Below are 23,123 nucleotides of genomic sequence, written 5' to 3' on the forward strand. Positions count from 1 at the left end.
CTGACGTTCGCAGCCGGCTTCAGCCGATCCGGACGTTTCTGGAAGGACACTTTTACGACGGCGCCCACCTGTTGCCGGAAGCCTGCGTAGAGCTTTGGAACGTGCTGACGCTGATCCACGATGATCTCGGCGCGATCGGCCTCGACCACGGCGCGCTCGCCCGCGCCAACAAGCAGCTGCATGCCATCGCGCGCGATCTCGACCCCGCCCGCATAAGCGACGAGGCGCCGGAGCCGCACGGACAGGCGGGCGGCAAGCCCGCCAAGGTGCTCGCCTTCCGGCGCCCCTCGCCGCCGCCGCGCCCGCTCTATGAGCCCGCAGGGCCGGGAGGTGCGGCATGAGCGATGTCATCGACCGCGAATTCGCCGCGCCGGCCTCCATGATCACCGTGCGCCAGATCCTGCTCACGGTCGGCGAGCACTATGGCGTCCATCCCGAAGACATCCGCTCGCACCGGCTCGGCCGCCATCTTGTGTGGCCCCGCCATGTGTCCTGCGGGCTGGCGGTGCGCCTCACGGACTACAGCTACCCACGCATCGGCCGCTTCATAGGGGGACGCAACCACGCCTCCATCATGTACGCCCGCCGCATCTTCGAGCGGCGGGTGGCATCCGATGCGGAGGCTGCGGACCATGTGGACCGCATCGAACGCCGGCTGCGCGCGGGCGAAGCGCCGCTGCCGGGTGAGCTGGCCGCCGTGGAACGGGAGATCGAGGGACGTCTCCAGGAACTCAAGCGGGTCGATGCCATGTTCGCCGCCGGCGAACGGAGGCTTGCGGGTGTCACGGGCAGCTTCGCCATGATCGCCGCCGCGCGCCGGCTGGCGCGGGCGGAGGCGCAGTTGCGCGCCACGCTCTGGACGGGCGCCGAGCGCGATAATCGCGCGAAGCGTGATCGCCTTCTGGATCAGCTCGTGCGCGCGGTGGAGGCGGCTCATGTCTGAGGCGCCCAAGCACGCGCCGCTGCCCGAGGTGCTCGCCACGGCCCGCGCCATTGTCAATCACAAGACCAGCCGTGGCGCGATCGGCGTCCCGGTCACGCACATCACCGGCATGGCGCATGCGCTATGTGCGCTCGCCGACGTCGCGACGTCGGCGGCGGAGTACTTCGCCGCCCGCGAGCGGATGTTCGCGGCCGGCGCCGCCGGAGACCCGGCCGCTGAAAGCGCCGCCGATGACGAACTCGAACAGATCGACGCCGACCTTACCGGGAGCCTGCTGGCGCTCGGCTTCCTTACCCTCGCTCCTCAGGAAACAAATGATGAACGCACAAGCTGAATCCACTGCGGCGGCGCCCGCCGCCGCTTCGCCGCCTGGCACCATTGAAGTCGCGGGCAAGCACTACGTCTACGACGCGAAGGGCCACCTCGTGCCCGTCGAGAGCGTCGGGGCCGAGGACAAGCTTGAGGATGAAACTGTCCGCAAGATCTTCTCCTATGCCGAGCCGCTCGCGGCCGAGATCGCCCGTTTCAAGGCGCACACCTTTGCCGACGTGAAGGCCTACCAGGCGCTGCTCGCGCAGGAATATGGCGCCACGGCCGGCGGCGAGAAGGGCAATGTCACCCTCAATTCGCTCGATGGCCTGCTCAAGGTGCAGGTCGCGATCGCCGACCTGATCGAGTTCGGCGCGCAGCTGCAGACGGCGAAGGTGCTCGTCGACGAATGCCTGCGCGAATGGTCGGCCGACAGCCGCTCCGAGATCCGCGCCATCATCACCCGCGCCTTCTCGGTCGACCAGGCCGGCAAGGTGAAGCGCGCCGAACTGCTCTCTCTGCTCCGGCTCAACATCGAGGACCAGCGCTGGCTTGAAGCCATGCGCGCGATCCGGAACTCGATGAAGCCGGTCGGCACGAAGGAATATGTCCGCTTCTACCGCCGCGCCACGCGCGAGGCGGCGTGGGAAGCGGTGAAGATCGATCTGGCGGCGGCGTAGGGGAGCGCTCATGACCACGCTCCTCCACCGCCAGCGCATCCACAAGCTCACCGACGCCATGCTGACCGGGCTCGATCTGCTGATCCATCGCGGCAGCGCCATGCGCTACCGCACCGGCTGGGGCTTCGGCTCGCTCGACGGGCCGATCATCGCCCCCGCCACCATGGACGCGCTGTTCGAGCGCGGCTTCGCCCAGCGCCGGCATTCCGGCGCCGAGGTGACGAAGGCCGGCCGCGAGGCCCATGCCGAGATCACGAGGGCGGTGGCATGAGCAAGCGCGCCCTCGACCTCGACAATTTGCGCCGCCTCGTCCGCGTCGTGGCCGCAGTCCTCGACGGCCTGCCGGCGGTCGATCACAACCGCTACGCCAGCCATGCCGAGCACCGGAGGGCGGCGGAAGCCGCCCTCGACGGCCTTGTCCGCAGAGAGGGCGCACGCTGGCACGACAGTGGGGCGAACCTCACCGTGATGCTCGGTGGCATTCGGGCGTCCTCGACGATGGGCGCGGCGGCGGCGCTGCGCAACTGGCGCACCTCGGCGCACCAGAAGATCGGGGGAGCGGCATGAGCACGGCCCTCCGCAGTATCGAGCGGCCGGAAGATGCCGCTAGTCGTGCCGGTCGCCGGGAGGGGGCCGGTCCGGCTCCGCAACTCGCGTGGCTTGACATTTCAAGCCTCGTCGTCGATCCCGCCTATCAGCGGCCTATAACGCGGGCCGGTCAGGCGAACATCAGCAAGATCGCGGACGAGTTCCGGTGGTCTCGCTTCAGCCCGGTGATCGTCGCGCCCATCGAGGGCGGGCGCTACGCGATCATCGACGGCCAGCACCGCGTCACAGCGGCGGTATCGATCGGCATCGAAAGCGTGCCGTGCCAAATCGTGCTCGCCACGCCAGACGAGCAGGCCGAATCCTTCTCGGCGATCAACGGCGCGATCACACGGGTCTCCGCGTTGGCCTTGCACCGCGCCGCGGTAGCGGCCGGTGATCCCTCCGCTGTCGCCGTCGCCAATGTGGCCGAGCGGGCCGGCGTCCAAATCCTCGCCTATCCGGTTCCGACGTTGGAACAGGCGCCGGGCCAAACCATGGCAATCGGCGCCATCCGTTCCTCCGTCGCCCGCCATGGCGCGGCGGTCGCCATCCTTGCGCTGCGCTGCATTGTCGAGACCCCTCGCAACAACGTCCGTGGCGGCGTGTTGGCGTCGATTGTGACGGCTGCCGCTCAGGTGGTGCACGAGCTGCGCGCGGACGGCTGTGACGATGCCGAGATCATCGGAATGTTCAATCGCGTGCTGCTGATCCGCGAGATGGACAAGGCCCGGCTCGCGCGCGAACCGGGCGTGCCCATCCACACGACACTTACACAGCGGCTTCGCACGGCTTTCGGCAGGAAGGGAGATCGGCCATGAGCGCGCGCCCCTCATCGACTGACTTCCCCGACGATTTCGAGAACGACTTCGACGAGGACGACTTCGATCCCGGCGAGGAATGCGGTCGCTGGGGCAGCGACGGCAAGCCCGGCCTTGGCCGCTACTGCACCAAGGCCGGCACCGAGTTCTGCGACTGGGACTGCCCCCTCAACGGCGGCGGCGACTGATGCCCCGCCGCCCGGCCGCCCCGCTCTCGCTGCTGATGTGGCCCGAGCTGCAGCGACTGGGGGAGCTGGCCGGCCGGCGCGAGGCTCTCGCCGCCCGCATGCACCGCATGCCCCCGCGCAGCCGCCGCCGGCGGCTCGCCGAATCCGAAATCGCCGCGCTCACGCGGCAGATGCTCACCCTTGAAATGGAACTGCGGAGGCTCCCGTGACCGCCGTGACCGCCCCACAGATCGGCGCCATTCATGCGCTTCGCGCCCGCGCCAAGCTCGACGACGACAGCTATCGCGACCTGCTTGCCCGCGAGACCGGCCGGCGCTCCGCGAAGGAGCTGACAGCCGACCAGGCCGGCCGCGTCATCGAGCGGCTCAAGCTGCTCTCAGGAGGCTCTCCGAGCCCCGTAAGAGCCGCCGAAAAGCCGCTCGCCGAGGGCGCGCTCCGGCTCGAAGGCCCGTTCGTCGCCCAATGCCGCACCCTCTGGATTGCCGGCTATAACCTCGGCGTCGTCGACAACCGGACGGATCGCGCCCTGGTCGAGTTTGTTGCGCGACAGACAAACATCGCCTCGCTGTCCTGGCTGCGCGATCCGGCGGACGCCCGCAAGGTGATCGAGGCGCTGAAGGCGTGGATCAACCGCGTGGCGCCGGTGGTGTGGGACGCCGAGGCCCGTGCGCTGCGCGTCCGCGGCATCTCCGCCGGACGCTGGCGCAAGCTCGCCGTCGTGCTCGCCCAGTGCCGCGTGCTGGCCGAGGACGCGCCCGCTGACCTCTACGCGCAATCCGACGCCCAGCTGCAGACGCTTCAGAGCGCGCTCGGCCGGCGTATCCGGCGCCAGAAGGACCGGAGGGCGCGCCGGTGACCGCGAAGCGAACCCGCCGAAAGGCTCCCGTTGTCCAGCTCGACGCGCTGCTCGCCGCCTCGACGCGGCTTGCCTTCATGCACGAGAGCCTGACCGCACAGGGCTACGATTGCTCGGGCGGCCGGCTTTCCCGACGAAAGGACGGTACGTGGTCGGCCCGGCTCGTCTGGCGCAACCGCCCGGCCCGCCTGTGCGTGTCGTTCTCCGCTGATGGGCTGGTGCTGCGCCCATGACGCTGCCGCGACCCATAGGCGCGATCGCCCGCTTAGCGCAGCTGCTCGGCCCGGAGGTGGCATTCCGCCTCGCCGAGCAGCGTGGCGGCACGCGGCTCTATGTGCCGCACCGGCCGGCCGGCACGGAACTGGCGCGCCTCGTCGGCGAGGACGGAGCCGCGCGGATGTCCGAACGCTGGCCCGGCGAGCAGATCAAAGTGCCTGTTGCGCGTGAATGGCGGGTCGTCGCATATAGGTGCGCTCGTCACTCCTATGACGATATCGCGGTTCGGCTGGGCATCGACATCGCGACCGTGCACCGCATCCTGCAGCGTCAGGATATGACGGCCCGTCAGCTCGACTTCTTCGAAAACTAGACCGCGCCTGCGGTCATGAACGCAGGCGCGCGCGCGCGGCACTGTCGGCTCCTCATCAATGGAGCCGATCCATGTCCCTCCTCACATCCATCCTCGTGATCGGCGCGGGCGCCATGCTCGGGTCGGCGCTTTACCTCATTTCCGGTCTGCGCGCGCCGGACAGCCCGCGCGCCGCCAGAAGGGCTGCGATCGCCGCTGGCGTGATCGGCGCGCTGCTCCTGGTGCTCGTCATCGCGACGCTGGCGGGGGGCTAAGCCGATGGTTTCCGCGCTCCTCATCCTGCGCCAGCTCGCGCCGAACGCGGCGCCCGCCCTCGTCGCCGCCTTCGCCCGCTCATCGGATCTCGCCGCCGCCGACATCACCACGCCGCTCCGGCTGGCGCATTGCATGGCGCAGATCGCCGTCGAGACGGATGGCTTTCGCCGGCTCCGGGAGAGCGGCAAGTACTCAGCCAAGCGCATCGCCGAGGTTTTCGGCGTCGGCAAACACTCTGCGGCCGTCACGCCCGCCGAAGCAGCGAAGCTCGCCGGCAACGAGCACGCGCTGTTCGAGCGGGTTTACGGCCTCGGCAATCCCCGCAAGGCGAAGGAACTGGGCAATGTCTGGGCCGGCGACGGCTTCGCGTTCCGGGGCGGTGGAGCGATGCACAGCACCGGCCGGGCTGCCTATGCCCGCCTCGGTCTCGACGAGAACCCGGACCTGATCGAAACGGCCGAGCATTGCCTTCGCGGCGCGCTCGACCACTGGACCCGCACGGGCTGCAACGCCCTCGCCGACGTCAATGACATCCGGGCGATCACCCGCAAGGTGAACGGCGGGTACAACGGCTACGACGCGCGTGTCGCCTGGTTCAACAAGATCTGGCCGCTCCTGCGCGGCGAGGGCTCGGCGCCGGAATCGTGGAAGGCGGCCCAGCCGTCCGAGGTGACGCGCCATCTGCAGGCGCAACTGCGCCAGCTCGGCTACGACATCAAGGCCGATGGCCTGTACGGCCCGGCCACCCGCGACGCCGTCGTGGCCTTCCAGCGCACGAACGGATTGCGGGCGGACGGCATCGCCGGCGATCTGACCACGGCGGCCATCGCCTCCCGCCTCGCGGGCACAGCGCCCTTGACCGGCACCACCACGGTGAACGATCCGCCGCCCGTGGCGCCGCCGGCCGCGGCCGGGCTCGGTGCCATCGGTCTCGCCGAGGCGGGCCAGCAGATCACCCAACAGGCCGACGTGCTGAATGCCTATGCGGGCCTCATCGAGTGGGTCGGCTACGGCGCCGCCGGCCTGACGGCGATCGGCGTCACCATCATCGCGGTGGGCATCATCCGCACCTACGTCATCCCGGCCATCTGGCCCGCCAGGGCGCCGGTGCCGGCATGATCGAGCGCATCCGCGAGGCGCTGGTCTATGGCATCGGCTGGGAATGGTTCCCAGTGCTCTCGATTCCGGCCGTGGTCGCGGCCGTCGTCATCCTGGCGCGCGTCGTCGGGCTCAAGCGCGCACTCCAGATCGGCGCCGGCCTCGGCGCCATCCTCGGCTTCCTCTCGCTGCAGCGCCGCGCCCGCCAGCAGGGCTGGCAGGAGCGCGAGGCCAAGCTCAACCGCGACACCGACGAGGCCGTCGCCAAGTACCAGGACAAGAAGGATGAAGTGGCGCGCCTTGATCGCGATGAGCTTGATCGCCGTGCTGGCCGCTGGGTGCGCCAGCCGCCCGGCGGCACCGCCCCCTGATGCGTGGTGCCTCATGAACGCGCCACGCTACCCCAGCCCCGAGGTCTTCGCCGTCATGAGCGTCGGCGAGAAATCGGACCTCGTCGTTCACAACGAGACCGGCGAGCGGCTCTGCGGGTGGGAGGCAGCCCGCTGATGGCCGACGAGGTTGATCTCGCTCAGGCGCTCGAACAGCGGCAGCGGGAACTGGCGATCCTGCGGAACGCGGCGGCGATGGAAGGGGAAGGCCGTGCCAACTGCAGTGTGTGCGGCTTCCCCATTGGAGGGGAGCGCCGCCGAGTCATGCCCTCGGCGACGCGTTGTGTCGATTGCGAGGGGCGCCGTGAGCGCTGGCTCAAGGTGCGGAGAAGGTAATGCCGGACTGGTTGAAGGAGTGGTGGCCGGTTTTCGCCTTGCTGGGGCCGTTCGCTGTCGCAGTGCTGGGCTGGATCATCCGTCAGGGTCTTGCCTCGAAGGCCGACCTGAAGGCCGAGCAGGAAGCCCGGAGCCAGCAGATTGAGGCCGCGGAAAGCAGGATCGCCGCCTCGCTCAAGTCGGTCGCCGACACGGTCGGCAAGGTGGACGGCCGGGTCGCGAAACTGGAACACGACTTCCAGCACCTCCCGACGAAAGAGCAGGTCCACAAGCTGGAAGTCACCACGACCGAGATGAAGGGCGACGTGAAAGCGATGAACGAGATGGTCAAGGGCGTAGCGGGCACGGCAAGCCGGCTGGAGAGCTACCTGCTCAACGCCGAAAGCCGCCGGGGGACCGCGTAGGGAGCCGTCATGAGTTTCGAAAAGTTTCTCGCCGAAGACGCCCGCCTTGTCATTCTGCGCGAGCTGAAGGGCCAGCTGGACGGCCGGTTGAACGATACGCTCATCACCCGCGTGCTCGAAACCTTCGGCCACCGGCGATCACGCGAATGGGTCCGCACCCAATTGCTGGTTCTGAAGGACATCGGCGCCATTGGCATCACCGATGCCGGCACTGTCATGGTCGCAGAGCTGAAGCGGCCAGGCATTGACCATGTCGAGCGCCGCGCGCGGCTCGACGGGGTCGCCATCCCGAGCCCGGATGCGTGATCATGAGCGAAAGCGCTCGTCTCAACTCCGTGGATCTGCTGCCGGCCGAGGCCGAGGACGATGTCGTGTGGGTATGCCAGGAGCTGGCGAGCCGGAAGCGTACCCGCCTGGAGATCCTCGTCGAGTTCAACGAGCGCCTGACGGAAAAGGGGATCAAGCCGATTTCCCGGTCGGCGTTCTATCGCGCGGCGGTAGACCGAGCGGCCGCGGTCACGCGCATGCAGCGCGCGCGGGAGATGTTCAAGGGCATCGCCAGCCAGTTCACCGCCGAGGACGTCGACGAGAACACCATCATCCTCGGCGAGTTCATCAAGACGCTGATCATCGAGCTGACGGCGGACGGCGCCGGCGCCAAGTCGCCGAAATGCGCGATGGAGCTGGCGCGGGCCTTCCAGGCCACCGTAGCCGCGCAGAAGATCTCGACCGATCGACGCCAGAAGCTGCAGGCCGAGTTCACCAAGCGCACCGAGGCGACCATCGAGAAGGTAGCGCGCGAGGGCGGGCTTTCCGCCGATGTCGTCGCCCAGCTGCGCCGCGACTTCCTCGGCGTCCGGCCGAAGCCGGCAGCGGAGGGCGGCGATGCAAGCCCCGGATCCTGACAAGGTCGTCGGCCAGCCGGTTCTTGCCCGCACCGACGCCGGGCTGCCGGCCGAGCTGCCGCGCGGCGCGGAGATCCCGGAGGATCTCGATCCGCTGGCCGAGGGCGTGCTCATGCGCCACCAGGCCGACTGGCTGGAAGACGAATCCGACCTGAAGCTCGCCGAGAAGGGCCGGCGCACCGGCGTCACCTTCGCCGAGGCGCTTGACCACACGCTGATCGCCTCGCTGAAGAAGAGCGCGGGCGGGCAGAACTGTTTCTATATCGGCGACACCAAGGACAAGGGCCGGGAGTTCATCGGCTATGTCGCGCATTTCGCCCGCATCATCGCCGGCGAGCTGGGCAAGGTCGAAGAATTCATGTTCGACGACTACCGCGAGGACGGTAGCCTCGCGGGTCAGATCTCGGCTTTCCGTGTGCGCTTCTCCAGCGGGCGACGCGTCGAGGCCCTGTCGTCCCGGCCGGAAAACATTCGCGGCTTGCAGGGCACGGTGTGCGTCGACGAGGCGGCGTTCCACCGCGACGTGCGGGGCGTGCTGGACAGCGTCAACGCGCTGCTCATCTGGGGCGGCAAGATCCGCGTCATCAGCACGCACAACGGCGTGCTGAACCCGTTCAACGAGCTGATCCGCGAAGCCAAGGCCGGCAAGGTTCCGTTCTCGTGCCACTTCATCCCGTTCGGCAAGGCCGTGACGAACGGCCTGTTCCGGCGTGTCTGCGAGATGTCGGGCAGGACCTGGTCGCCGGAGGCCGAGGCCGAGTGGGAGGCGAAGATCCGCGGCGCCTATGGCGTTCGCAAGGCGGCCATGCGCCAGGAGCTGGACGCGATTCCCGCCGAGGCCGAGGGCGCCGCGCTCACGCGCGTGCAGATCGAGGCCCGCATGGACGGCTTGATCCCGATCCGCCGGTGGCAGCGCGACGACGATTTCAAGAACGCGCCGGAGCATGTGCGCAAGGCCGATGCCCGCGACTGGTGCGAGCGCGAGCTGAGGCCGATCCTGGAGGCGCTCGATCCGCGCCGCCCGCACTATTTCGGCGAGGACTTCGCCCGCTCCGGCGACGCGACCGCCATCCTGGTGTTGGAACAGGAACCCACGCTGGTTCGACGCTCGAAGCTGCTCGTCGAGCTGCGCAACGTGCCTTTCGACCAGCAGCGCGAGATCCTGTTCTATGTCGTCGATCGGCTTCCGCGCATGTCCGGCGGCGCGCTCGACGCCAACGGCAATGGCTCGTACCTCGCCGAGGTGGCGGCGCAGCGCTATGGCGCGCAGCGCATCGCCGAGGTGAAGGCCAGCCCGGACTGGTATCGCAAGAATTCGACCGCCTATGTCGAGGCGTTCGGCGACCAGACCATCGTGCTGCCCAGGCACGAGGACGTGCTCCAGGACCATCAGGCGCTCGCCTATGTCAACGGCGTGATCAAGGTGCCGGACGATCACCGCTTCAAGGGCGCGGATGGCTATGAGCGCCACGGCGACACCGCGATCGCCGGCACCATGGCGTGGTTCGCCAGCACCATGTCCCCGGTCGAATACGGCTACCGGGCCGCGCCGACGCCGCGCGAGGCTCTGGGCGGGGGCTCGTCGTCGAGCTGGTCGCGGCCGAACCATGATGATGACGACGATCGCCGTGGCGGCATCCTGCCCGGCCTGCGCGGAGGGATTTGATGGCGCGGCTCTCAACCATTCTCGGGCTGGACGGACGGCCGATCGACAAGGATCAGCTCTTCGGTGAGGCCAAGTCCGGTCCGACGCTCACGGGCGTGCGCTCGCCGATCTCCGGCCACCCCGCCGATGGGATGACGCCGCACCGCCTGGCGGCGATCCACCGCGCCGCGGCGTCCGGCGACCCGCTCTCCTATTTCGAGCTGGCCGAGGACATGGAGGAGCGCGACCTGCATTACGCCGCCGTGCTCGGCACCCGAAAGCGCCAGGTCTCGCAGATCCCGATCACGGTGGAGGCGGCAAGCGAGGACAAGGAACACGAGCGCCATGCCGACTTCGTGCGCGCCTGGCTGGCCGAGAAGGTGCTCGCCAACGCGCTTTTCGACATGCTCGACGCCATCGGCAAGGGCTTCTCGATCATGGAGATCGAGTGGTCGAGCACGAAGGAAGGCGTGACGCCGGCGGCCCTGCTCTGGCGCGAGCCGCGCTGGTTTGGTCTCGATGACATCTCGCTCGACGAACCGCTGCTGTGGGAGCCGGGCGGCAAGGAGCCGCTGGCGCCGTACCGCTATGTCGTCCACCGCCACAAGGCAAAATCGGGTTTGACCATCCGTGGCGGGCTCGCGCGAGTCGTGTCCTGGGCGTGGATGTACAAAGCCTTCACCCAACGCGACTGGGCGATCTTCGTGCAGAATTACGGCCAGCCCGTGCGCGTCGGCAAGTATCACCCCGGCGCCACCGGCGACGAGCGCGAGGTGCTCTGGTCGGCGGTGCGGAACATCGCCGGCGATTGCGCCGCCATCATCCCCGAGTCGATGACCATCGACTTCGTCGAGGTGAAGAACGCCTCGGATGGCTCGAAGGTCTATGAAAGCCGCGCGGCCTGGTACAACAGCGAGGTCTCCAAGGTCGTGCTCGGCCAGACCGCGACCACGGACGCGACGCCGGGCTCTCACGCGGCCGGTAAGACGCATCGGCTTACCCAGGAGGATCTTGAGCGCTTCGACGCGGGGCTCACCTCGACCACGGTGCAGCAGCAGCTGGTCGAGCGCATGGTCGCGTTCACCTACGGCCCGCAGGAGAAGTACCCGGTCGTCACCATCGGCCGGCCGGACGAGCTGCCGATCGAGGTCGTCGCCTCCGTGCTGGATAAGCTCGGGCCGCAGGGGCTTGAGATCGAGGAGAGCCAGATCCTCGATCGCTTGGGCTTTACCGGACCCGCCGAAAGCGCGAACGGCAAGCCGGTGCGGATGGTCGGCGGTCGCCGCCCGGCGCCGGCGGCAACGCCGCCGGCCAATCCCGAGCCGCCGTCGGACAAGAAGGCGCTGGAGTTGAACAGCCGCTTCCTCAACAGCCTGTTCGACCTGCATGCCCGGCAGAAGGAGCCCGAATATGTCGAGCGCCTGACGCAAGCGCTTGCCCAGGACGCCGCCGGCGCGTTGGCCGGGCTGAAGGACAAGATCCGCGCCGAGTTCGAAGCCGCCACCGACATGCCGGACCTGATGTCCCGGCTGGAGCGCCTGCAGCTCGATCCGGCCGAGCTGCGCGACGCGATGGGGCGTGGCATGGCGCTGGCGCATCTCGTCGGCCGCGCCGCCGTGCTGGACGAATTGCGCGAGGCGTGATCGCGTGACCACCACCCTCAGCGCGATCGACCTGCCGTTCGACGAGGCCATCGCCTATCTGCGCCAGAAGACCAACGTCACCTCGGAGCACTATGCCGACGTGTTCGGCGTCGCCAACGTGAAGAGCTTCACCGTTGCCGGCGCCGCCACCGAGGCGCTCGTCGGAGACTTTCGCGAGGAGGTGGCGAAGGCGCTGGAGAGCGGCATGTCGCTCGGCGCATTCCGCGGGGGCTTCGACGACATTGTGCGCCGGCGCGGCTGGGAGCACACCGGCACGCCCGGCTGGCGCGCCCGCGTCATCTACGAGACCAATCTCGGCATGGCCTATTCGGCCGGCCGCTTCGTCCAACAGACCGAGCCGGAGACGCTCGCCGCTTTTCCCTACTGGCAGTATGTCCATAGCGGCGCCACGCATCCCCGCCCCGAACATTTGGGCTGGAACGGCACGACGCTGCTGGCCAGCGATCCCTGGTGGAACACTCATTACGGCCCGAACGGCTGGGGCTGTGGCTGCTGGGTCCGCGCGCTCTCCGCGCGCCAGCGCGCGCGACAGGGCAAGATCGGGCCCGACACCACGCCGCCGATCGAGTGGCGCCCCTGGACGAACCCGCGCACCGGCGAAGTCGTCCAGGTACCGAAGGGAATCGATCCCGGCTTCGCCTACAATCCCGGCCGCGAGTGGAAGGCCGAGCGGGTCGACCTGCCGGCGAATGCCACGCTGACGCCGGGAAGGTCGATCGGCCCGGCTCCATCCCCAGTTGCCCAGCCCGCCATGCCGGCGGCGCTTCCCGCCGCGACTGTCCCGCCCGCGCCTGTTGGCGTTCCGCCGCCTCCGGCCCCAACGCCGCCGCCGATCCCGGTCAGAGCCGCGTCGCATGCGGACGCCGAGGCCGCCGATTGGCTGCTCACCTCCGACTTCGCCGGCTGGGCGCGCCGGCTGCGGCGCGACGAGATCAATGCCTTAAGCGGCTACAAGGGTGTGCTCTATCGCGAAATGAATGAGCAACTGCGCGGCGATCGCGTCATGTCCTATCTGCAGCCCGCTATTGACGCGCTCGATTCGGCGCTGGCGCGGGCACGGACGTCGCGGTCTATCACCGTGTTCCGCGGTGTCACCGGACGTGCGCCATATGTGCAGGCGCGGCTGGGCGACATCATCGAGGAGCGCGGATTCCTGTCGACGTCGGTCAGCCCCGACACAGCGCGAACATTCGCCTCTGCTCATGACGGCGCCGTCATTGAGATTCGCCTACCGCAAGCGTATGCTGGTGGCGCTTATGTTAATCATGTCCCGGACCTCGATCATCTGGAGTACGAGTTCCTGTTCCGGTCCGGTGCCCGTTTCCGGGTAGTGGAACGCTCCGGGTCCCGTATCGTCGTGGAGCCTGTCCGTCGTGCAAGCCGCCGAGCGTCAAAAGCTGCTGGATCGCCTGGTTGAGATCAACCGGGGCAACAGGTTTGTGGCCGACGCGTACTCGGCGGCAAGCGACGACGAGTTGCGCGCCGTGGTGCAGCGGCTCGAACAGACCGCTTCCCGCGCCCGCGCCGGCGGCCGTCTTGCGGACATGTGGAGCGACGACGAGAGCGCCGTCATCGTAGAGCGGGCCGAGAAGGCCGCGGCCGAGTAACGGCCGACATGGCCGGCGTGATCCTCGAAACCAAAGTCGTCGGCGATGCCGCGATCCGCGCCTTCGCCCAGCTCAGCCTGGTGGTGAGCAACACCACGCCGGTCATGCGCGCGATCGGCGTCGGCCTGGTCGGCATCCGCCATGACCGGTTCCAGCGCGGCTCCGGTCCGGACGGCATAGCGTGGGCACCGCTGAACCCCGGCTATGCCGCGATCAAGCGCGGACCGGGCATATTGCGCGAGAGCGGCATGCGTGGCGGCCTGATGGGCTCGATCACCAGCCGCGCCGGCAGCGACAGCGTGGAGATCGGCTCGAACAAGATCTATGCGGCAATCCACCAGTTCGGCGGCATCATCCGGCCGGTCTCGGCAGAGAAGCTGCGCTTTCCCCTCTTGGGCGGCCTGGTGGCGGTCGACCAGGTCGAAATTCCGGCGCGCCCCTATCTCGACATTGACCGCGAGGACGAAATAGTCATCCTCGAAACGCTGGTCGACGCGCTCGGTCGCGCCGCCGGGATCGGGCGGTGAAGCTCGTCGCGGGTTTTAAGAGCCCGTAAGAGCCGTAAGAGGCGCCATGGGCGCCCGATCGGCAGGCGCCGGCTAGATCGGCCCGGCCCGGTTCCCGCGAGCGGCCCACGGTCGCCCTGTGCGAGGCGCTCTAGACCGCGCCTGCGGTCATGAACTTCCCCCGCATGCCCCGCCACAGTGGCGGTCATGCTGACTGTCATCCTTCATAGCGCACTGCCCGCCGGTAATGGCGCGCCCCAATGGGTGCACCTCGTCCCGGCCGGCACGTTCACCGGCGCCGATGGGCGCGGGCCGTACCATGTCCGCGATGCGGCCGCAGTGATCGCGGCGTCGATGAAGGCCGTGCGCCTGCCGATCGACGAAAACCACAGCACCGATCTGAGCGCGCCGAAGGGCGGGCCGGCGCCGGCACGCGGCTGGATCGTCGAGCTTCAGCAGCGCGCCGACGGGATCTGGGGCCGCGTCGAGTGGACCGACGAGGGCCGCCGCATGGTGTCGGCCAAAGAGTACCGCGGAATCTCCCCCGCCATTTCGCGCACCGAGGGCGGCGAGATCGTCCAGGTGCTGCGCGCCTCGCTCACCAACACGCCGAACCTCACCCAGCTCGCAACCCTCCATAGCCGGAGCGACTCCATGGATCTCCTCGAACAGCTGCGGAAGCTGTACGGCCTCGGCGCCGATGTGCCCGAGGCCGACGTGCTCGCGGCGGTCACCGCCAACAAGACGGTGGTCGACAGCCATTCCGCCTCGATCAAGGCCATCGCCACGGCTGCCGGCCTTTCCGATGCCCTGGCGGCGGACGGCATCGTTACCGAGCTGCAGTCGCGTCAGGCAGGCGGTGACCAGGTGGCGGCCACGCTGCGCAGCGCCGTCGCCGATCTGCAGTCGCAGCTCACCACGCTGCAGGCGGACAGCGCCAAGAAGGAAGCTACCCGCTTCGTCGATGACGCGATCGCGCTCGGTCGCGCCGGCGTCGTGCCGCTGCGCGACCACTACATCGAACAGCACATGAAGGACCCGGCAAGGGTTGAGAAGGAGATCGGCGCGCTGCCGATCCTCAATTCGCGCCAGAGCCGCACGCCGGCGGCCGATCCGGCCGACCCCGTCGCCGCGCTCACCGATGATCAGCTCAAGGTCTGCGAGCTGATGGGCGTTGATCCGGCCGAATTCGCGAAGACCGCGAAGGCCCAGAAGGAGCTGGTGTGATGGCGGCAACCAAGGACCGCATGGTGCCGCAGCGCGACGGGCGTCGCTGCGGTTACCCGATCAAGGGCGCGACGCGCATCTTCGCCCGCACTCTTGTCGGCGTCACCGCCGCTGGGCTCGCCGTGCCGGGTGGCACCGCGGGCGCCGTCGTCATCGTCGGCTTCGCCGCGCACCATGCCGACAACCGGGATGGGGCGGACAGCGCCGGCGTGATCAGCGCCGAGCGCGGCGTGCTGCCCTTCGCCTTCGCGGGCGCGGCGCCGACCCCCGCCAATATCGGCGCGACCGTCTACGCGGTCGACGACGAAACCGTCTCTCTCGATTCCTCCTCCGGCACCCGGCTCGCCGCCGGCACGCTCGACGGCATCGAGGGTTCCATCTTCTGGGTCCGCGTCTGAGAGGGCACCATGGACGTCAATCCGCAGAACCTGCGCTCGATCTACACCGGCCTTTCGAACGCCTTCAACGCCCGCTTCGCCGCGACCCAGACGCTCTACGAGCGCGTCGCCATGACCGTGCCGTCGACCACGTCGAAGAACGAGTATCCGCGCCTCGACGACCTTCCCGGTTTCCGCGAGTGGATCGGCGACCGGCAGGTGCACGACGTCTCGGCGAACATGTTCGAGATCGTCAACCGCGACTTCGAGAAGACGATCAGCATCGACCGCAACAAGATCGAGGACGACAGCTTCGGCGTCTTCACGCCGATCGCGGCGCAGATGGGCCAGGACGCGAAGGCGTTTCCCGACCTGCTCACTTTCGGCCTGATGAAGAAGGGCGCCACCACGCCGTGCTTCGACGGCCAGAACTTCTTCGACACCGACCACCCCTCCTACGATTCCGAGGGGCAGGAGATTTCGGCCTCGAACTACCAGGCCGGCGCCAATCCGGCCTGGTACCTGGTCGATGACACGCAGGTGCTGAAGGCGCTGGTCTACCAGAAGCGCAAGGACTTCAAGTTCGTCAGCATGACCCGGCCGGAGGACCCGAACGTCTTCAACCAGAAGAAGTTCGTCTATGGCGTCGACGGTCGCTCGAATGTCGGCTTCGGCATGTGGCAGTGCGCCTTCATGTCCAAGGCCGAGCTGAGCACGCCGAATTTCGAGGCGAACCGCGCCACCTTCATGAGTCGGTTCAAGCGCTCGGGCGAGGCGATCCCCGTATCCCCCCGCGTGCTCGTCGTCCCTCCCGTGCTGGAGGGCGCGGCTCGCCGCGTCGTCGGCGCGGCGCTGATCGCCGGCGGCGAGACCAACGTCTGGGCCGGCACGGCCGAGATCCTCGTCGTTCCGCACCTCGCCTGAACGGAGGGCGCCGATGTCGACCATTCGCATCCTGTGTCGCCGCCCCGGCTTTCGCCGGGCCGGCATCGCCCACCCGGCGGTCAAGGACTACAAGCCGGGCGAGCTGACCGCCGGGCAGCTCGACGCCATCCGCGCCGAGCCGATGCTTACCCTCGTCGAGCTGCAGGACGATGCCGACGCCACGATCCGTGTCGGCAATGGCGAACTCGCGCTGGCCGAGCTGCGCGCGGCCGCCCGCGCGGCGTTCTTCATCGGCATCCCGGTCGCGGACTTCTCGTCCATCATCATGGGCTTCATCGCCGACGAGTGGAACGCGCTGCAGGCGGCAAAGCCGGAGGCCGAGATTGCCGATCAGCACGGCAATGAGGTCGTCAAGGCGTCGGGTTCCGAGGTCTCCAGCCTCCCGGATGAGGTCTCCAGCCTCGCCGTGCCGACGTTGACCGGCGAGGCGGAGGGGAGCGGCACGGCTGCGGCCGCCCCCGCCGCCGATCTCTCTCATCAGGATGCGGAGCAGCCGGCTAATGCCGGCGCCGCCCCGGCCGAGGGGGCAGGTGCCGCCGCTCCCTCGGCCAACCCTCCCGCCGCGAAGCCGGCCAAACCGCCCCGCAAGGGCAAGTAAGACCCCTCTTAGAGCGCCCTGACCCATGGCTTACGCGACCGTCGACGACATGATCCAGCGCTACGGGCAGGAGGAGATGATCCGCCTGTCCGTGGCCGATGGCGACGTGCCCGAGGCGATCGTGCCGGGGCGCATCGAGGGCGCGATCGGCGACGCGTCGAGCCTGATCGATTCCTATCTGAGGGCGCGCTATGCCACGCCGGTCCTGCCGTCGCCGCCCGAGCTGGTGCGCTCGGCTTGCCTGCTGGCCCGCTACGATCTGGCTCATGGTGGCCAGCGCGAGCCGACCGAGCAGATGCGCCTGGCGCGCAAGGAGGTCATCGCCTGGCTGCAGGCGCTGGCGGATGGCTCGACCTCGCTGGAAGGCGCCGTGGCGCTCAATTCAGGCGGCGGCGCGCGGACCTCCGATCGGCCGGCGGCTTTCACCACTCCCGCGAATGGGGGGCTTTGATCATGGTGGCTCTCGATCTTGCCGAGCTTGATCCGATCTCGGCCGTGTCGCTGGCACTGGCAGCGCGGGTCGCGCCTGTCTTCAAACCGCGCGAGTGGGGCAAGCCGAACGTCATCGGCCTGCCGTTGACCGCGGACGAGTTCAAGCGCCTCGCCGATTCGACGCCGCGCCTGCATATCGGCTTCGAAGGGTTCACCCCGAAAAACGCCGGAGCCCGTCAGTTTGCCGGCGAGCTGTCGTTCCGGCTCATCGCCGTGGTCAAGAACACCGGCAACCGCGAGGCCGTACAGCTCGGCGACCGCCTCGGGCCGGGACTCTATCCGGCGGCGATCGCGCTGGTCGTGCTGCTGCACGGCTGGACGATCGACGAGGACATCGGCTCGGCCGAGGTGACTGGCGTCAATCAGGCCACCATTGACGGCTGGCGTGCCGCCGGCACCGGGGCTGTCATCGTCGATTTCAAGGTGCACACCAAGCTCGGCGACGTGCTGGGCGAGGCGGCCTCGGCACCGGCCTTCCTGCGGTTCCTGTCCAATTTCGAGGTCAACACGCCCGCCGACGCCGAGGCGTCGGTTGCGGTCGAGGCCACCATTCTCCTTTCCGGAGCGCCCGCACCATGAGCCAGAAAGTCTATGTCGTGCCCGCGCTCGGTGAGCCGCTGCCCTATCCCGGCGGTGTCCTGCCGATCAAGGGCGATTGGGTCGATCCGACCGACACGTTCTGGCGCCGGCGCCTGGCCGACCAGGACGTCACCAAATCGAAGCCGCCGGCGGCGACCGATGCCGTCGAGGTGCCCGCCAGCTCGGCCGAGCCGGCCGCCCCCAGCAAGCCGAAGAAGTGAGGTGAGCCGTGCTGTCCTTTGACGAGATTCCGTACTCCTGGAAAAAGCCGGGCGTCTATACCGAGGTCAAGCCGGCCTATGACCGCATGGGCGTCGCCGACTATCCGGCGCGCACCCTGCTGATCGTGCAGAAGCTCGTAACCGGCGCCGCGATCGCCGGCCAGCTCTACCCGATCACCCGACCCGAGGAAGGCATCGGCTATTTCGGCGCAGGCTCTGTCGGCGCGGAGATGGTCGATTATTACAAGCGCGCCAACCGGACCACCGAGGTGTTCGCGCTCGCCCTGGCCGACAACGTCGCCGGCATCGCGGCGACGAAGACTTACACCTTCACCGGCACGGCCACGCTCGGCGGCGCCCTGGCGCTCTACATCGAATCGACGCGCATCCCGCTCGCCGTCGTGGTCGGGCAGACCGCAGCGCAGATAGCGACTGCGGCGGCGGCGGCCATCAACCTCCTGACCGACTGCCCGTACACCGCCGCAGCGGCCGCCGGCGTCGTGACCCTGACCGCCCGCCACAAGGGCGAGGTTGGCAACAATTACTCGGTCACGGTGGCGCGCCGTGTCGGCGACACCATCCCGCCCGGCATCGCGGTCGCGGTCGCTGCCGCCACCGCCGGCGCGACCAACCCGGACGTCCAGGCCGCGCTCGACGCGATCGCCAGCGAGTGGTTCACCGACATCGTCATCCCGTGGGACGATGCGACGAACCTCGGCAAGATCGCGGCGGACTTCGCCACCCGCTACAACGCCATGAGCAAGCGCGACGCACATGGCTATTTCGGGCACCGCGGCACCTATGCCGAGCTGGTCGCCAAGGGCGCGCTCACCAACTCGCCCTTCATGACCGGCATCGGCGCCAAGAACTCGCCGACCGCGCCGCACAAATGGGCGGCTTCGCTCGCCGGCGTCGCGGCCTTCCAGCTCACGAACGATCCCGCGCGCCAGCTGCGCTCGCTGGTGCTGCCGGGCGTCGAGGCGCCGGCGCCGATCGACACCTTCCTGGAGAGCGAGCAGAACCTTCTGCTCGGCAAGGGTATCTCGACCTTCAACCGGCTGCCGGATGGCACGGTGACGCTCGACCGCGTGGTGACCACGTACAAGGTGAGCGCCCTTAATGTGGCCGACACCGCCTGGCTGGACATCATGATCCCCAAGACGGCCAGCCGCATCCGCTACGACTGGGGCGCCTTCTGCACGCTGACCTATCCGCGGTCCAAGCTGGCCGATGACGACTCGATCGCCGCCAACCATGCCGCGAATGTCGCCACGCCGCGGCGCGTATGGGGCTCCTGGATGTCCCGTTGCACGCTCTATGAGCGGCTCGGCTGGATCGAGCAGTCGACCGAGACGGTCAAACACTCGATCTTCGAGCGCGATGTGAGCGACCGCAACCGCCTGAACTCGCGCCTGCGCATCATCATCATCGGCAATCTGATGGTGCTCGCCGGCTCGCTGGAATTCGAGGTCTGACGCGCCGCGCGCGCAAGAGGAGAGTGAGCCATGGCGCAGGTGCTCGGCATCGTCGACATCGTCTGGAAGGGCGTGAACATCCCGGTCGAGAAGGGGGCGAAGCTCCGGCTCGGCGGGCTCAAGAACAACCCCGTCACCTATGGCCGCAAGGTCGGGCGTGCCCAGGAGTTCCAGGGTTCAGAGGTCACGGCCAAGACGCATCTGCAGAAAGGCCAGCGCTGGAGCGACCTCTATGGCGAGGGGGAAGGCGAGTTGCAGGTGCATTGCGACACCGGCCAGATCTACACCTTCCCGGATGCCTTCCTCTCCGACGACATCCCCAGCATGACCGGCGGCGCCGGCGGCGAGATCGAACTCAAATGGTCCGCCGGCCAGTGGGAAGAAGTCGTTTCCTGATGATCGGTGCCGGCGCCGGACGCCGGCGCCTCCTTCCCTAGAGATCCGGCCGAGGAGCCACCATGACCCCGCGCACCGATTCCCCCGTCATCATCGAGGACGAGCCGGCCAAGAGCGCCGTCGTCGCCGCGCCGATCGTCGTGCAGGAGGCGGGCGATACCGCCGTCGTCAACGAGGATGCCGACGCTGGTTTCGAGCTTCCCGCGCGCGCAAAGCGTAACGACGACGGTACCATCACGCTGGCGCTGTACAGGCCGATTCCGGTCATCATCCGCAATTCGCGCAACGGCGAGCGTACCGAGAGCTATGACAGCCTCACCTTCGGCCGGCTGAATGGCGAGGCCATTACCGCCGTCACCAATGCCGCTGAAGCCAGCCGCCCGATCGTCATGCTGGCGAAGTCTGCGGTGATCAACGAGCAGCTGATGGCCGCGCTCTGGAAGAAGATGGACGGTGCGGACATCACCGCGGCGGTGGAGATCGTCGCGTCTTTTTTCGAGAGTGGCCCGAAGACCCGCCGCCCCAAGTGATCCTTGGCGGGCTGGCGGCCGAGAGCAGCTTCGGCCGGGCGGAGATCGAGGCGATGACGGCGGACGAGGCGCGCTGGTGGTGGAACGCGATCGGCGCCTTCCACCAGTTCGTCAAGGATCAAGCCTCGGACTGACAGGAGCATAAGCATGGCCGGCCGCACGATGGACGTCTCGGTGCTCGTGCGGCTGGTGGACCGCATCACCGGCCCGCTCGGCGCCATCCAGCGCAAATTCGCCCAGTTCGCCGCCATCGGCCAGCGCATCGGCATCCTCGGCGCTGCGGTTGCCGCACTCTCCTTCATGGGGCCGATCACCTCGGCCGCTCAGTTCGACCAGTCGCTGCGCGACATCGTGGTCACGGCGAACTATGTCGGCGATGCCGCGGAAAGGCGTATCGCAGCGCTTTCCAGCACGGTGTCCCAGCTCGCCCTGCAGGTCGGCATAGCGTCATCGTCCCTGGTCGACGCCGGCGGGCTGCTGATCGCCGCCGGCATGGACGAGGCGCTGGCGGAGCGCCTGCTCACCCCGATCGCCCGCGTGTCGAAGGCGGCGAGCGCACTGCCCAACGATGTGGCCAAGGTTGCCTTCGCGCTCAACAACAGCCTGCGCATTCCGGTAGAGCAGTCCGAGCTGGCTCTGGCGAAGCTGGTGACGGCGGGCAAGCTCGGCCGATTCGAGTTCCGCGACATGGCGCGCGAGATCCCCGAGCTGGCGGCGCAGTTCCAGAAGTTCGGCATCACCGGCATGGAGGCGGTCGAGACGATCGGCGCCTCGCTCCAGGTCGCGATGTTCGGCACCGACAACACCCAGGCGGCGGCGAACAACTTCAAGAATTTCCTCTCCAAGCTGCTTAGCCCGGAGACGAGGAAAAAGTTCGAGGATATGGGCGTCAACATCGCTGGCGTGATGCAGAACGCAGCGGCGCGCGGCATCAACCCGGTCGAGGCGGCGATCCAGAAGATCGTGACGCTGACGGGGCTATCCTCGGAGAAGCTGAGCGGCATTTTCCAGGCGAACAAAGCGAAGGGCTTGACTGACGCGGAGGCAACCGCCGCGGCGCTGGAACAGATCAAGAAGATCGCCGGCGCGGAGAAACTTGGCCAGTTGTTCGGCGACATGCAGGTGCTCGACTTCCTGCTGCCCATGCTGGCGAACATCGACGCCTATAAGAAGTTCAAGGAGGAGATCAAGAGCGCCGGGCTCGACGTGATCGCTCAGGACTACGCCACGCAATGGGCCGGCATCTCGACGCAGCTCGCCATTACCGGCGAGATCGGGACGCAGGCGATCAACCGCATCGGGCTCGCCTTTGCGAAGAACCTGCCCTGGATCAACGAGCTGGGCATCGCCGCGCTCGCCTGGGTGCGTGAGGTCGACGCGCAATATCCCGGCGTTATCGACCAGGTGCTCGCCATTGGCGGCGCCTTCCTCGCCGCGGTTGCCGGGCTCGCCATCATGGTGCCGGTGCTCACCGTCCTGTCCGCCGCCTTCGGTGTACTCGCGGGCGTGATCGGCTTCGTGCTCTCGCCGATCGGCCTGCTGGTCGCGGCCCTCGCGGGACTGGCCTATCTGATCTATTCGGAATGGGACGAGTTCGCGCCGTACTTCCAGGACATGTGGCACATGGTGACGGCCGCGTTCGACGCCGGCGTTGCCATGGTCAAGGCCCTGTTCGCCGGCGACTGGGCGGGCGCTCAGGCAGCCGGCGCGCAGGTGCTGGCGGCGTTGGGCGATCTCGGCAACACTGCGCTTGATGTGCTCTCGACGGCGCTCAGTCCGGTCATGGCCGCTGTCGACGAGAAGCTCGGCGGCATCCCCTCCAAGCTGGTGTCGATCGGCGCGGGCATCGGCACCGCGCTCGGCTCGGCGTGGGACGTGCTCGCCACCCGCTGGGGGCCGGGCATGGAGGCTGCGGCGCGCGGCGCGATCGACTGGGCGACCGGCTTGCCGGGCCGGATCGTCACGGCATTCGGCGGCGATGGCGGCGCGGTCAGCCAATGGTTCGCCGATCTCGGCCCTCGCGCCCTCACCGCCCTGTCGCAGATCGTCGATGAGCTCGCCGGCATGAGCGACGAGGAGTGGGCGGCGCTCGGCACGCGACTCGGCACCGCCATCGCCGACAGCGTGGAAAGGGCGGTCGACGGGCTCTCCTCGTTCTTCTCCGGCCTGCCCGGTCGCATCATGGGCTGGATCGGCAGCATCGACATCGGCAGCCTGATCAAATGGCCGTCGCTGCCGAGCTGGCTCGGCGGCACCGATGCCCCGGCCGGCGCGACGCCGCCGGCCGGCAATGACAATGCGCCAGGGGCGCCGAAAGAAGGTGGCGGGCGGTATGGGCAATCCCGCTTTGCGCCGGCCTCCTCTGTCGCGGCCAATGCTCAGGTCGGCGGGCAGATCGTGGTCTCGGCGGCGCCGGGAAGCCAGGTCGAGAGCGTCAAGAGCAGCAATCCGGCCGTGCCGCTGAAGCGTGCTGATAACGGCCGCGTCATCGGGAGGGTATGAG

Annotated in this window: 37 protein-coding genes; all 37 read left to right on the forward strand. The window is 68.4% G+C overall.

Annotation, left to right across the window (positions count from 1 at the left end):
• Positions 1-101: 101 nt before the first annotated feature.
• Positions 102-341, forward strand: coding sequence for a hypothetical protein (locus tag AC1PZ7_RS20420; protein WP_482357016.1), 240 nt, complete (start codon positions 102-104; stop codon positions 339-341).
• Positions 338-943 (forward strand): helix-turn-helix domain-containing protein, encoded by a 606-nt coding sequence (locus tag AC1PZ7_RS20425; RefSeq protein WP_482357017.1) that lies wholly within the window; start codon positions 338-340, stop codon positions 941-943. The genes AC1PZ7_RS20420 and AC1PZ7_RS20425 overlap by 4 nt, the downstream gene beginning before the upstream one ends.
• The gene (locus AC1PZ7_RS20430) at positions 936-1,277 is read left to right on the forward strand and encodes a hypothetical protein (RefSeq protein ID WP_482357018.1); all 342 of its coding nucleotides are present in this window, start codon (positions 936-938) and stop codon (positions 1,275-1,277) included. Before AC1PZ7_RS20425 ends, AC1PZ7_RS20430 begins: the two co-directional genes overlap by 8 nt.
• Entirely contained in the window at positions 1,261-1,932 is a 672-nt protein-coding gene (locus AC1PZ7_RS20435) for a DUF3164 family protein (RefSeq protein ID WP_482357019.1), read from the forward strand. Before AC1PZ7_RS20430 ends, AC1PZ7_RS20435 begins: the two co-directional genes overlap by 17 nt.
• Before the next feature lie 10 nt (positions 1,933-1,942).
• Positions 1,943-2,203: a hypothetical protein gene (locus AC1PZ7_RS20440; protein WP_482357020.1), complete on the forward strand. Its 261-nt coding sequence runs from the start codon at positions 1,943-1,945 to the stop codon at positions 2,201-2,203.
• Complete coding sequence (locus AC1PZ7_RS20445; RefSeq protein ID WP_482357021.1) at positions 2,200-2,499, forward strand: hypothetical protein; 300 nt, start codon at positions 2,200-2,202, stop codon at positions 2,497-2,499. Before AC1PZ7_RS20440 ends, AC1PZ7_RS20445 begins: the two co-directional genes overlap by 4 nt.
• Positions 2,496-3,338 (forward strand): DUF6551 family protein, encoded by an 843-nt coding sequence (locus AC1PZ7_RS20450; RefSeq protein ID WP_482357022.1) that lies wholly within the window; start codon positions 2,496-2,498, stop codon positions 3,336-3,338. The genes AC1PZ7_RS20445 and AC1PZ7_RS20450 overlap by 4 nt, the downstream gene beginning before the upstream one ends.
• The gene (locus AC1PZ7_RS20455) at positions 3,335-3,526 is read left to right on the forward strand and encodes a hypothetical protein (RefSeq protein WP_482357023.1); all 192 of its coding nucleotides are present in this window, start codon (positions 3,335-3,337) and stop codon (positions 3,524-3,526) included. Before AC1PZ7_RS20450 ends, AC1PZ7_RS20455 begins: the two co-directional genes overlap by 4 nt.
• Positions 3,526-3,735: a hypothetical protein gene (locus AC1PZ7_RS20460; RefSeq protein ID WP_482357024.1), complete on the forward strand. Its 210-nt coding sequence runs from the start codon at positions 3,526-3,528 to the stop codon at positions 3,733-3,735. The genes AC1PZ7_RS20455 and AC1PZ7_RS20460 overlap by 1 nt, the downstream gene beginning before the upstream one ends.
• A complete protein-coding gene (locus AC1PZ7_RS20465; protein ID WP_482357025.1) occupies positions 3,732-4,382 on the forward strand; it encodes a regulatory protein GemA in 651 nt (216 codons plus the stop codon). Before AC1PZ7_RS20460 ends, AC1PZ7_RS20465 begins: the two co-directional genes overlap by 4 nt.
• Positions 4,379-4,615 carry a hypothetical protein gene (locus tag AC1PZ7_RS20470; protein ID WP_482357026.1) on the forward strand — a complete coding sequence of 79 codons (237 nt, stop codon included), beginning with the start codon at positions 4,379-4,381 and terminating at the stop codon, positions 4,613-4,615. The genes AC1PZ7_RS20465 and AC1PZ7_RS20470 overlap by 4 nt, the downstream gene beginning before the upstream one ends.
• Positions 4,612-4,971, forward strand: coding sequence for a hypothetical protein (locus AC1PZ7_RS20475; protein ID WP_482357027.1), 360 nt, complete (start codon positions 4,612-4,614; stop codon positions 4,969-4,971). Before AC1PZ7_RS20470 ends, AC1PZ7_RS20475 begins: the two co-directional genes overlap by 4 nt.
• A gap of 71 nt (positions 4,972-5,042) precedes the next feature.
• On the forward strand, positions 5,043-5,225 hold the full coding sequence (locus AC1PZ7_RS20480; protein ID WP_482357028.1) for a hypothetical protein: 183 nt from the start codon (positions 5,043-5,045) through the stop codon (positions 5,223-5,225).
• A 4-nt stretch (positions 5,226-5,229) separates the two neighbouring features.
• Positions 5,230-6,345, forward strand: coding sequence for a peptidoglycan-binding protein (locus AC1PZ7_RS20485; RefSeq protein WP_482357029.1), 1,116 nt, complete (start codon positions 5,230-5,232; stop codon positions 6,343-6,345).
• On the forward strand, positions 6,342-6,695 hold the full coding sequence (locus AC1PZ7_RS20490) for a hypothetical protein (RefSeq protein WP_482357030.1): 354 nt from the start codon (positions 6,342-6,344) through the stop codon (positions 6,693-6,695). Before AC1PZ7_RS20485 ends, AC1PZ7_RS20490 begins: the two co-directional genes overlap by 4 nt.
• 13 nt (positions 6,696-6,708) lie before the next feature.
• Entirely contained in the window at positions 6,709-6,831 is a 123-nt protein-coding gene (locus AC1PZ7_RS20495) for a hypothetical protein (RefSeq protein ID WP_482357031.1), read from the forward strand.
• The gene (locus AC1PZ7_RS20500; RefSeq protein ID WP_482357032.1) at positions 6,831-7,049 is read left to right on the forward strand and encodes a TraR/DksA C4-type zinc finger protein; all 219 of its coding nucleotides are present in this window, start codon (positions 6,831-6,833) and stop codon (positions 7,047-7,049) included. Before AC1PZ7_RS20495 ends, AC1PZ7_RS20500 begins: the two co-directional genes overlap by 1 nt.
• A complete protein-coding gene (locus AC1PZ7_RS20505; RefSeq protein ID WP_482357033.1) occupies positions 7,049-7,453 on the forward strand; it encodes a DUF2730 family protein in 405 nt (134 codons plus the stop codon). Before AC1PZ7_RS20500 ends, AC1PZ7_RS20505 begins: the two co-directional genes overlap by 1 nt.
• Positions 7,454-7,462: 9 nt before the next feature.
• Positions 7,463-7,759, forward strand: coding sequence for a VpaChn25_0724 family phage protein (locus AC1PZ7_RS20510; RefSeq protein ID WP_482357034.1), 297 nt, complete (start codon positions 7,463-7,465; stop codon positions 7,757-7,759).
• A 2-nt stretch (positions 7,760-7,761) separates the two neighbouring features.
• Positions 7,762-8,358 carry a DUF3486 family protein gene (locus AC1PZ7_RS20515; RefSeq protein ID WP_482357035.1) on the forward strand — a complete coding sequence of 199 codons (597 nt, stop codon included), beginning with the start codon at positions 7,762-7,764 and terminating at the stop codon, positions 8,356-8,358.
• Positions 8,339-10,024 (forward strand): hypothetical protein, encoded by a 1,686-nt coding sequence (locus AC1PZ7_RS20520; RefSeq protein ID WP_482357036.1) that lies wholly within the window; start codon positions 8,339-8,341, stop codon positions 10,022-10,024. The genes AC1PZ7_RS20515 and AC1PZ7_RS20520 overlap by 20 nt, the downstream gene beginning before the upstream one ends.
• Complete coding sequence (locus tag AC1PZ7_RS20525; protein ID WP_482357037.1) at positions 10,024-11,646, forward strand: DUF935 domain-containing protein; 1,623 nt, start codon at positions 10,024-10,026, stop codon at positions 11,644-11,646. Before AC1PZ7_RS20520 ends, AC1PZ7_RS20525 begins: the two co-directional genes overlap by 1 nt.
• A 4-nt stretch (positions 11,647-11,650) precedes the next feature.
• Positions 11,651-13,084, forward strand: coding sequence for an ADP-ribosyltransferase (locus AC1PZ7_RS20530; RefSeq protein WP_482357038.1), 1,434 nt, complete (start codon positions 11,651-11,653; stop codon positions 13,082-13,084).
• Positions 13,041-13,274 carry a hypothetical protein gene (locus AC1PZ7_RS20535; protein WP_482357039.1) on the forward strand — a complete coding sequence of 78 codons (234 nt, stop codon included), beginning with the start codon at positions 13,041-13,043 and terminating at the stop codon, positions 13,272-13,274. The genes AC1PZ7_RS20530 and AC1PZ7_RS20535 overlap by 44 nt, the downstream gene beginning before the upstream one ends.
• An 8-nt stretch (positions 13,275-13,282) precedes the next feature.
• Positions 13,283-13,801: a phage virion morphogenesis protein gene (locus tag AC1PZ7_RS20540; RefSeq protein ID WP_482357040.1), complete on the forward strand. Its 519-nt coding sequence runs from the start codon at positions 13,283-13,285 to the stop codon at positions 13,799-13,801.
• A gap of 186 nt (positions 13,802-13,987) precedes the next feature.
• On the forward strand, positions 13,988-15,007 hold the full coding sequence (locus AC1PZ7_RS20545) for a phage protease (RefSeq protein WP_482357041.1): 1,020 nt from the start codon (positions 13,988-13,990) through the stop codon (positions 15,005-15,007).
• Positions 15,007-15,405 carry a hypothetical protein gene (locus tag AC1PZ7_RS20550; protein ID WP_482357042.1) on the forward strand — a complete coding sequence of 133 codons (399 nt, stop codon included), beginning with the start codon at positions 15,007-15,009 and terminating at the stop codon, positions 15,403-15,405. The genes AC1PZ7_RS20545 and AC1PZ7_RS20550 overlap by 1 nt, the downstream gene beginning before the upstream one ends.
• Positions 15,406-15,414: 9 nt before the next feature.
• Entirely contained in the window at positions 15,415-16,308 is an 894-nt protein-coding gene (locus AC1PZ7_RS20555; RefSeq protein WP_482357043.1) for a Mu-like prophage major head subunit gpT family protein, read from the forward strand.
• A gap of 13 nt (positions 16,309-16,321) precedes the next feature.
• Positions 16,322-16,927 carry a hypothetical protein gene (locus AC1PZ7_RS20560; protein WP_482357044.1) on the forward strand — a complete coding sequence of 202 codons (606 nt, stop codon included), beginning with the start codon at positions 16,322-16,324 and terminating at the stop codon, positions 16,925-16,927.
• 25 nt (positions 16,928-16,952) lie between these two features.
• Entirely contained in the window at positions 16,953-17,378 is a 426-nt protein-coding gene (locus tag AC1PZ7_RS20565) for a gp436 family protein (protein WP_482357045.1), read from the forward strand.
• Between the two features lie 44 nt (positions 17,379-17,422).
• Positions 17,423-17,998, forward strand: coding sequence for a hypothetical protein (locus tag AC1PZ7_RS20570; protein ID WP_482357046.1), 576 nt, complete (start codon positions 17,423-17,425; stop codon positions 17,996-17,998).
• Positions 17,995-18,219, forward strand: a complete 225-nt coding sequence (locus tag AC1PZ7_RS20575; RefSeq protein ID WP_482357047.1) for a DUF2635 domain-containing protein — start codon at positions 17,995-17,997, stop codon at positions 18,217-18,219. The genes AC1PZ7_RS20570 and AC1PZ7_RS20575 overlap by 4 nt, the downstream gene beginning before the upstream one ends.
• A gap of 8 nt (positions 18,220-18,227) precedes the next feature.
• Positions 18,228-19,694, forward strand: a complete 1,467-nt coding sequence (locus AC1PZ7_RS20580; RefSeq protein WP_482357048.1) for a phage tail sheath subtilisin-like domain-containing protein — start codon at positions 18,228-18,230, stop codon at positions 19,692-19,694.
• Positions 19,695-19,724: 30 nt separating this feature from the next.
• Positions 19,725-20,090, forward strand: coding sequence for a phage tail tube protein (locus tag AC1PZ7_RS20585; protein ID WP_482357049.1), 366 nt, complete (start codon positions 19,725-19,727; stop codon positions 20,088-20,090).
• A gap of 62 nt (positions 20,091-20,152) precedes the next feature.
• On the forward strand, positions 20,153-20,620 hold the full coding sequence (locus AC1PZ7_RS20590; protein WP_482357050.1) for a hypothetical protein: 468 nt from the start codon (positions 20,153-20,155) through the stop codon (positions 20,618-20,620).
• Positions 20,617-20,754, forward strand: a complete 138-nt coding sequence (locus AC1PZ7_RS20595; protein WP_482357051.1) for a hypothetical protein — start codon at positions 20,617-20,619, stop codon at positions 20,752-20,754. The genes AC1PZ7_RS20590 and AC1PZ7_RS20595 overlap by 4 nt, the downstream gene beginning before the upstream one ends.
• A gap of 13 nt (positions 20,755-20,767) precedes the next feature.
• Positions 20,768-23,122, forward strand: a complete 2,355-nt coding sequence (locus AC1PZ7_RS20600; protein WP_482357052.1) for a phage tail tape measure protein — start codon at positions 20,768-20,770, stop codon at positions 23,120-23,122.
• Position 23,123 lies beyond the last annotated feature (1 nt).

This window comes from Ancylobacter sp. TW_SC_1 (assembly GCF_056836805.1).

Excerpts from the sequence above, each read along its gene's own strand:
- AC1PZ7_RS20425 (WP_482357017.1), top strand. The coding sequence starts at position 338 with ATGAGCGATGTCATCGACCGCGAATTCGCCGCGCCGGCCTCCATGATC.
- AC1PZ7_RS20430 (WP_482357018.1), top strand. The coding sequence starts at position 936 with ATGTCTGAGGCGCCCAAGCACGCGCCGCTGCCCGAGGTGCTCGCCACG.
- AC1PZ7_RS20435 (WP_482357019.1), top strand. The coding sequence starts at position 1,261 with ATGAACGCACAAGCTGAATCCACTGCGGCGGCGCCCGCCGCCGCTTCG.
- AC1PZ7_RS20440 (WP_482357020.1), top strand. The coding sequence starts at position 1,943 with ATGACCACGCTCCTCCACCGCCAGCGCATCCACAAGCTCACCGACGCC.
- AC1PZ7_RS20445 (WP_482357021.1), top strand. The coding sequence starts at position 2,200 with ATGAGCAAGCGCGCCCTCGACCTCGACAATTTGCGCCGCCTCGTCCGC.
- AC1PZ7_RS20450 (WP_482357022.1), top strand. The coding sequence starts at position 2,496 with ATGAGCACGGCCCTCCGCAGTATCGAGCGGCCGGAAGATGCCGCTAGT.
- AC1PZ7_RS20455 (WP_482357023.1), top strand. The coding sequence starts at position 3,335 with ATGAGCGCGCGCCCCTCATCGACTGACTTCCCCGACGATTTCGAGAAC.
- AC1PZ7_RS20460 (WP_482357024.1), top strand. The coding sequence starts at position 3,526 with ATGCCCCGCCGCCCGGCCGCCCCGCTCTCGCTGCTGATGTGGCCCGAG.
- AC1PZ7_RS20475 (WP_482357027.1), top strand. The coding sequence starts at position 4,612 with ATGACGCTGCCGCGACCCATAGGCGCGATCGCCCGCTTAGCGCAGCTG.
- AC1PZ7_RS20480 (WP_482357028.1), top strand. The coding sequence starts at position 5,043 with ATGTCCCTCCTCACATCCATCCTCGTGATCGGCGCGGGCGCCATGCTC.
- AC1PZ7_RS20485 (WP_482357029.1), top strand. The coding sequence starts at position 5,230 with ATGGTTTCCGCGCTCCTCATCCTGCGCCAGCTCGCGCCGAACGCGGCG.
- AC1PZ7_RS20490 (WP_482357030.1), top strand. The coding sequence starts at position 6,342 with ATGATCGAGCGCATCCGCGAGGCGCTGGTCTATGGCATCGGCTGGGAA.
- AC1PZ7_RS20495 (WP_482357031.1), top strand. The coding sequence starts at position 6,709 with ATGAACGCGCCACGCTACCCCAGCCCCGAGGTCTTCGCCGTCATGAGC.
- AC1PZ7_RS20500 (WP_482357032.1), top strand. The coding sequence starts at position 6,831 with ATGGCCGACGAGGTTGATCTCGCTCAGGCGCTCGAACAGCGGCAGCGG.
- AC1PZ7_RS20505 (WP_482357033.1), top strand. The coding sequence starts at position 7,049 with ATGCCGGACTGGTTGAAGGAGTGGTGGCCGGTTTTCGCCTTGCTGGGG.
- AC1PZ7_RS20510 (WP_482357034.1), top strand. The coding sequence starts at position 7,463 with ATGAGTTTCGAAAAGTTTCTCGCCGAAGACGCCCGCCTTGTCATTCTG.
- AC1PZ7_RS20515 (WP_482357035.1), top strand. The coding sequence starts at position 7,762 with ATGAGCGAAAGCGCTCGTCTCAACTCCGTGGATCTGCTGCCGGCCGAG.
- AC1PZ7_RS20520 (WP_482357036.1), top strand. The coding sequence starts at position 8,339 with ATGCAAGCCCCGGATCCTGACAAGGTCGTCGGCCAGCCGGTTCTTGCC.
- AC1PZ7_RS20525 (WP_482357037.1), top strand. The coding sequence starts at position 10,024 with ATGGCGCGGCTCTCAACCATTCTCGGGCTGGACGGACGGCCGATCGAC.
- AC1PZ7_RS20540 (WP_482357040.1), top strand. The coding sequence starts at position 13,283 with ATGGCCGGCGTGATCCTCGAAACCAAAGTCGTCGGCGATGCCGCGATC.
- AC1PZ7_RS20545 (WP_482357041.1), top strand. The coding sequence starts at position 13,988 with ATGCTGACTGTCATCCTTCATAGCGCACTGCCCGCCGGTAATGGCGCG.
- AC1PZ7_RS20550 (WP_482357042.1), top strand. The coding sequence starts at position 15,007 with ATGGCGGCAACCAAGGACCGCATGGTGCCGCAGCGCGACGGGCGTCGC.
- AC1PZ7_RS20555 (WP_482357043.1), top strand. The coding sequence starts at position 15,415 with ATGGACGTCAATCCGCAGAACCTGCGCTCGATCTACACCGGCCTTTCG.
- AC1PZ7_RS20560 (WP_482357044.1), top strand. The coding sequence starts at position 16,322 with ATGTCGACCATTCGCATCCTGTGTCGCCGCCCCGGCTTTCGCCGGGCC.
- AC1PZ7_RS20565 (WP_482357045.1), top strand. The coding sequence starts at position 16,953 with ATGGCTTACGCGACCGTCGACGACATGATCCAGCGCTACGGGCAGGAG.
- AC1PZ7_RS20575 (WP_482357047.1), top strand. The coding sequence starts at position 17,995 with ATGAGCCAGAAAGTCTATGTCGTGCCCGCGCTCGGTGAGCCGCTGCCC.
- AC1PZ7_RS20585 (WP_482357049.1), top strand. The coding sequence starts at position 19,725 with ATGGCGCAGGTGCTCGGCATCGTCGACATCGTCTGGAAGGGCGTGAAC.
- AC1PZ7_RS20590 (WP_482357050.1), top strand. The coding sequence starts at position 20,153 with ATGACCCCGCGCACCGATTCCCCCGTCATCATCGAGGACGAGCCGGCC.
- AC1PZ7_RS20600 (WP_482357052.1), top strand. The coding sequence starts at position 20,768 with ATGGCCGGCCGCACGATGGACGTCTCGGTGCTCGTGCGGCTGGTGGAC.